The 5,382-nt window shown below is 74.7% G+C and carries 4 protein-coding genes; all 4 read right to left on the minus strand.

Annotated elements, in window-relative coordinates; translation table 11 throughout:
* Positions 1-138: 138 nt before the first annotated feature.
* Positions 139-2,451 (minus strand): protein kinase, encoded by a 2,313-nt coding sequence (locus tag ABZ444_RS51235; RefSeq protein WP_358012654.1) that lies wholly within the window; start codon positions 2,449-2,451, stop codon positions 139-141.
* 120 nt (positions 2,452-2,571) lie between these two features.
* Complete coding sequence (locus ABZ444_RS51240) at positions 2,572-3,708, minus strand: cytochrome P450 (protein ID WP_358012656.1); 1,137 nt, start codon at positions 3,706-3,708, stop codon at positions 2,572-2,574.
* A gap of 302 nt (positions 3,709-4,010) precedes the next feature.
* Positions 4,011-4,793 carry an IclR family transcriptional regulator gene (locus tag ABZ444_RS51245; RefSeq protein WP_358012657.1) on the minus strand — a complete coding sequence of 261 codons (783 nt, stop codon included), beginning with the start codon at positions 4,791-4,793 and terminating at the stop codon, positions 4,011-4,013.
* 142 nt (positions 4,794-4,935) lie between these two features.
* Positions 4,936-5,307: a hypothetical protein gene (locus tag ABZ444_RS51250; RefSeq protein ID WP_358012659.1), complete on the minus strand. Its 372-nt coding sequence runs from the start codon at positions 5,305-5,307 to the stop codon at positions 4,936-4,938.
* Positions 5,308-5,382: the final 75 nt, after the last annotated feature.

The raw sequence follows: 5,382 nt of genomic DNA on the forward strand, positions 1-5,382 counted from the left end.
TTGGGAAGATCACCCGTTCTACCGGATCTCCGTTCTCATGTCTTGATCACCGCAGGGCTAGACGATCCAGCCCCAGCCCTAACTAACCGGCATTGGGGTTAGTCCGGGCGGCTTCGGTGCTCAGGTCTGCGTCGTTGGTTAGCCCAGGGCTACTCGGGCTCCGGCGCTCAGGCCTGAGTCGTGCACTTCGAGGCCCGCCGGCTCAGCGCCTTTCGGTAGGTCGAACACCAGCGTGCCGGTGAAGGACTGGCCGGGGGCGATGCGGACCGGGGTGATCTCGGTGCCACTCTTGTCCAGGAGCTTGCTGCCGCCGTGCAGGGCCTCCTCCTCGTCGATCAGCTTCTGCTGGCCGGGGTAGAGGACTCGGGCGTCGGGGCCGACGTTGTTCACCCTCACCGTGACCTGGCAGGTGCGACGGGAGGCGGACTTCGCGGGTTGGGGGCACTTTGTACCGGTGACCGCGAACTTCAGCTTTCCGTCCTGTACCGGGCCTTCCTCGCCTATGGCGGGGGAGCGGAAGATCCAGGCCAGGGTGGCCACGACCACCACGAACAGAACGATCACGATCACCAGCGCGGTCATGCAGCCGGTGAACACGCCGCGCTTGCGGCGTGGTGGCGCGTACCCGGACAGCGGTCCCTGGCCTGTGGTGTGCGGCGGTAGCGGTCCCTGGCCGGTGGCCTGGTGGTGGGGGAGCGGGATGTTCCCGGTCCGGTCCACGGGGGGCGGCATCTGGGGCGCGCGAGGTCCCGGGTGCTCCGTGGGGGCGGGCATGGGCGGCCGGGGGCCGGTGCGTTCGGCCGGGGAGGGCATCTGCGGCGGACGCGGTCCGGTGCGCTCGGCGGGCGACGGCATGGGGGACTGCTGCCCGGGGTGCTCCATGCCCGAAGGCATCGGGGGCCGGTGTCCCATGTGCTCCGGGCCGGAGGGCATGTGTGGCCGCTGGTCCATGTGCTCTGCGGCGGCAGGCATGGGCGGGCGGGGGCCGGTGCGTTCGGCTGGGGAGGGCATGGGCGGTGGGCGCATGCCGGTGTGCTCGGTTGCGGGGGGCATCTGGGCGGCGTGGGGTGCTGCGGGGTCGATCGCGGACGGGGTCTGCGGTGTGCCTGGGCCGGGGTGGTCTGCCGGGGTGGGCATGGGTGGGCGCGGACCGGTGCGTTCGGCCGGGGAGGGAACGTGCGGCGGACGCGGGCCCGTGCGCTCGGCGGAAGGCGGCATCGCGGAGCCCGCCCCCGTGCGTTCGGCTGCGGGGGGCGTCGGAGGGTGGGATCCCGTGCGTTCAGCCGCAGGTGGCCTCGGAACGGGGGATCCCGTGCGTTCAGCCGCGGGTGGCATGGGGGAGCGGGACCCCGTCCGGTCGGCGGACGGGGGCATCGGGGGGCGAGAGCCCGACGGGGAGGGCATCGGAGGGCGGGGCCCTGTGCGCTCCGCAGGGGGAAGCAGGTGCGGGGAGCCCGTGTGTTCCGCAGGTGAGGGCAGGGGCGGAGGGCCCGTGCGTTCGGCGGGTGGGGGCGGGTGCGGGGGGCCGGTGCGTTCGGCGGGTGGGGGGGTGTGGCCGAGGGGGCGGAACTCCGAGGCGTCCCATGCGTTCGTCAGGTGTTCGGTGGCTGCCAGCTGGGCCGCGGGCTCGTCGGCCGCGCCCACCAGTTCCAGCAGGAGCTGCTTGGCCGCGGGCCGGCGCGCGGGGTCGGGGTGGATGGCCGCGGCGACCAGCCGGTCCAGGGGGGCGGGCAGGCCGCGCAGGTCCGGCGGTGCGGTACGGGCCCGCGCCGCCATCACGTACGCGTCACCTTCGCCGAACGGGTGCCCGCCGAGCCCCGCGTACGCGATCAGCGAGCCCCAGGCGAACACGTCGCCGGCCGGGCTGGTGTGCCCCTCGAAGACCTGCTCGGGAGCGATCCATCCGGGCGTGCCCATCACCATGCCGGCGTTCGTGTGCCGGGAGCCGACGTGCGTGGAGCGCGCCAGGCCGAAGTCGATCACCCGCGGCCCGGCCAGCGTCAGCATGACGTTGGCCGGCTTGAGGTCGCGGTGGACGAGCCCCGCGGCGTGGATGGCGGTCAGCGCCGCCGCCACGCCCACGGCCGCCGAGTGCAGCACCGACGGCGGCAGCGCGCCGTGCTCGATCAGCTGGTCTTCCAGCGAGATGCCGTCGATGTACTCGGTGACCAGGTAGAGCACCCCGCGGTCCTCGCCGTGGTCGAGCACCCGCGCGGTGCAGAACGAGGCCACCTTGCGCGCGTTGGACACCTCTTCGTGGAAACGTGCCCGGTAGACCGGGTCGGCCGTGAAGTCACGCCTGATGGCCTTGAGCGCCACCTTGACGCCGTCGGCGCCCCTGGCGAGGTAGACGGTGCCCATGCCGCCCGAGCCGAGACGGCTCAGCAGCTCGTAGGGGCCGATCGCCGGCGGATCCTCAGGCTTCAGCGGAGTGCCTGCCGAGCGCCCCACGGTCGCCGTCCTCTCGCCGTCGTCATCCCGTCGCAAACCGAACCGTTTCTTCCGCCGGTACGCCTTTTTCCACCCCAGACTCTAACGGAGAAGCCGCGGCCCGGTGGCGACGAAGCCCGGTCAGCTCTGGCCTGGACGCCGCTTCAGCGGGCGCATCGTCACCCGCAGGCGGGCGGCGTTGAGCGTCTGGGGCAGCGGGCGGCGCGGCGACAGCGGGCGGCCGGACGCCTTGGGACGGGCCGAGGCCAGGATCCCGCCCAGGAAGGCCGTGCCGACGCCGAGCATCAGGTGCACGCCGTCGCAGCGCGGCAGGGCCCACCATTCGCCGGCGGCGGTGCCGTCGAGCCAGATCTCTGGGGCGAAGGAGTCGGCGTAGTGCAGGCGGGGGCTGCGCTGGTGGGGGGCGAACGGGAGGATCACGTGGGTGCCGGCGGGCACCGGGACGCCGTACCAGTCGGTCTCCTCGGTGGTGAGGCGGGACAGGGCCGGGACCGGCGGCCACAGGCGCAGGCCCTCACGCAGGCAGGCGCGCAGGTAGTCGGGGTCGGCGCGGGCGCATTTGCGCTGGACGGGGTAGGCGGCCAGCAGCGCGAGGGTGCGCATGAGGCTGGCGGCGGTCACGCTGAAGCCGAGCAGCCAGAACGCCGCCTGCCGCAGGCCGCGTGCCTCCGGGCCGCTGGTCTCGGCGAGCAGACCGGCGAGGGTGCCGGGCTCGGCGCGGCGCAGGTGGTCGAGGATCCGGGCGTCGTAGCGGCCGGAGAGGATCTCCTGGCGGCGTCTGGCCCGGCCCCTGCCCGCCCGTCTGACCTGGGCGAGCAGCGCGCTCAGTTCCTCGTCGCCGGCCGCGCCCGCGCCGTAGACGCATCGCCGCGCCACCCGCTGCCAGCACGACTCCAGCCGGGCGTAGTCGATCACGCCGTCCGTCAGCGCCGCCGCCTCCCGCCGGGCCACCTCCGCGAACGCCGGCCGCAGCACGTCGTAGGGCAGGCCGGCGGCCCGTTCGCGCACGGTGGGGACGAAGGCGGGCTCCGACAACACGCGTTCGGCGTCCCGCTGGGACAGCACCACCAGCGCCGTGCGGCGCGGGCCCCGGACGAGCACGGGACGGCCGCCGTACCGCACGTGCAGGCCGGTCAGCAGAGCGCGGGAGCGCAGCAGGTCCAGCCCGGCAGTCACGTGCGGCGTGCCCTGCGGCAGGAGGGCGCCGGCCAGGCGCAGGCTCTCCAGCACGGTGGCCCTGTGCAGGCCTCTAGGCACGCGTGGCCTCCCTGTGCCCGGCCGGCGTCCGCGTGCCCGGGGGCGTTCGTGCCTCCGCGTTCCCGGTCGGCGCCTGCGTGCCCGGGGGCGTTCGTGCCTTCCCGTCTCCGGCCGGCACCCGCGTGCCGGGGGGCGTCCGGGCCAGAGCTCGCCGCGCCGCGGACGCCTCCTCGGTGGCCGGGACGGGAAGGAAGTTCATGGGGTCATGCGATCGCCCGTCCGCCGGGCGCGCAAGCGGGGGTCTCGCTGTGCGGAACGTTTTCGGGCCGCGTCCTGTGGAGCGTTCCAGGAGCCGGAACACCTCAGGCCACCACCAGCGCGGCCGAGATCGCCTGCGCCGCGCCGCGTACGGTGAGGCCCAGCCGGGCCAGCGGCGCGGACGGGCCCGGCGCCGCCACTCCCACCGACATGCACACGCCGCCGCCCGGCCCGAACACCGGCGCGGCCACGCACGACACGCCCTCGGTGTACTCCTCCTGGGCGTAGGCCACGCCGTACCGGCGGACCTGGGCCAGCTCCCGCTCCAGCGTGGCCACGCCGGTGATCGTGCGGCTGGTCAGCCGCTCGAAGCCGCCCTGCCCGAGCACCTCCTCGCGCAGCCCGGTGTCGAAGGCCAGCAGCGCCTTGCCGGTCGCCGTGCAGTGCAGCGGCGCGAGGTCGGTGCCGTCGGAGCGGGACCGGACGCGGTCGTGGCCGTACAGGCGCTCGACGTAGCGGGCCTCCAGGCCGGCGGGCACGGCCAGGTTGACCGTCTGGCGGGTGGTCTCCTGCAGGCAGAGCAGGTACGGCAGCACCACCCGCCGCGACCCGGGGATCCGGCTGCGGGCGATGCCGGCCATCGTCTCCAGCTGCCGGCCCGGCAGGTAGCCGGTGCCCACCCGCCGGGCCAGCTCGCGCGCGCACAACACGCCCAGGATCCGGTGGGCCGTGGACTTGGGCAGGCCCGTGCTCCGGCTGAGCTGGGCCAGGCTGACCGGCCGGGGCGCGGCGCTCAGCGCGAGGAGGATGTCGATGCCCCGCTCCAGGCTCCCGATCGGCGTCACCGGACGCGTGAGGTGTTCCTGACGGGCCGTTTCCAGCGGCATGGTGCTCCCTTTCGCTCTCCGAGGAGCGGATGGGGCTTCCCGGGGCTACGGCTTGGCATTCCTTGCCCTACCCCGCCGTCGCGTGTCCGAATACCGGGTTCGGCGCAGGCTGATGATCTCCGGGTGCCCGGAAAGGGCCACTTCAGCGGGGGTTCTGGGATGTAGGTCCAGATTTGCGGCATATGCGCTCGCCGGCCGATCGCCCTGCTGATCGGCGGCCGCGTGCCCGGTCGCTCGTCAGCCGCTCGCCCGGTCGCGCGGCGGCGGCGCCCATGCGCGTGCTCGCTCCGGCCACGCAGCGGTCGCCGGAGCGGCTGGAGCCTCTGCGCACACCGCCGACCGCCGACCGCCGGGCGGTGCGGGCGGCGGCGGGCGGCGGCGGGCCGTTCATGAAGTCTGTGCGGACGCCGGGTTCACCGGCCGTCGTCGCCGGGACAGCGCGGCCGTCCACCGCGGTCAGGAGGCGTTCCTGGCCGGCTGCCGCCGCGCCGACGCCGTCGTCCGTGATGAGCACACGTGCGCAGGTGCGGCGCGTACCAGGACTTCCGGTTCACCGGCGGGACCGACCGCCGGTGCGAGCGTCCCGGGC

The sequence above is a fragment of the Nonomuraea sp. NPDC005730 genome (genome assembly GCF_040630865.1).
Lineage (GTDB): Bacteria > Actinomycetota > Actinomycetes > Streptosporangiales > Streptosporangiaceae > Nonomuraea.